Below are 1,128 nucleotides of genomic sequence, written 5' to 3' on the forward strand. Positions count from 1 at the left end.
TTACTCGAGGATCTGAGAGACGACGCCGGCGCCGACGGTGTGGCCGCCTTCGCGGATGGCGAAGCGAAGTCCTTCGTTCATCGCCACGGGCGCGATCAGGTCCACTTCGAAGGTGCTGTTGTCTCCGGGCATGACCATTTCCACTCCCTCGGGCAGTTTGATGGAGCCGGTCACGTCGGTGGTGCGCACGTAGAACTGGGGTTTGTACCCGTTGAAGAACGGGGTGTGGCGGCCGCCTTCTTCTTTCTTCAGCACGTACACTTCGGCTTTGAATTTCTTGTGGGGCTGGATGCTCCCCGGTTTGGCCAATACCTGACCGCGTTCGACTTCGCTCTTGTCGATGCCGCGAAGAAGCGCTCCCACGTTGTCGCCGGCTTCGGCGTCGTCGAGCATTTTGCGGAACATTTCCAGGCTGGTGATGACGACTTTGCGGGTGTCTTTGATGCCGACGATTTCGGCTTCGTCGCCGGGTTTGATGACTCCGCGTTCGACTCGACCGGTGACGACGGTGCCGCGGCCGGTGATGGTGAAGACGTCTTCGATGGGCATCAGGAAGGGTTTGTCCATTTCCCGCTGGGGTTCGGGGAAGTAGCTGTCGCACGCGTCCAGCAGGTCCCAGATGGGTTTGCTCCATTTGTCGTCGCGCGCTCCGGTGCCTTCTTCCAGCGCTTTCAGCGCGCTGCCGCGGATGATGGGGATTTCGTCGCCGGGGAAGCCGTATTTGCTCAGCAGTTCGCGCACTTCCATCTCCACGAGGTCGAGGAGTTCGGGGTCGTCGACGAGGTCGATTTTGTTCATGAACACGATCAGCGCCGGGACGTTGACTTGGCGGGCGAGCAGCACGTGTTCGCGGGTCTGGGGCATGGGGCCGTCGGTAGCCGCTACCACGAGGATGGCTCCGTCCATCTGTGCCGCTCCGGTGATCATGTTCTTGATGTAGTCGGCGTGGCCGGGGCAATCGATGTGGGCGTAGTGGCGTTTGTCGGTGGTGTATTCGATGTGGGAGATGTTGATGGTGATGCCGCGTTCTTTCTCTTCCGGCGCTTTGTCGATCTGGTCGAATTTGGTCTCTTCCGCGTAACCGGCTTTCGACAGGACGTGCGAGATCGCTGCCGTCAGCGTGGTCTT

General features: G+C 60.5%; 1 protein-coding gene. It reads right to left on the bottom strand.

The window, feature by feature from the left end:
- A partial coding sequence (tuf, locus tag FYJ74_RS11570; RefSeq protein WP_154529720.1) for an elongation factor Tu occupies positions 1–1,128 on the bottom strand: 1,128 nt, incomplete at its 5' end.

It is taken from the genome of Pyramidobacter porci, from assembly GCF_009695745.1.
GTDB classification, from domain to species: domain Bacteria; phylum Synergistota; class Synergistia; order Synergistales; family Dethiosulfovibrionaceae; genus Pyramidobacter; species Pyramidobacter porci.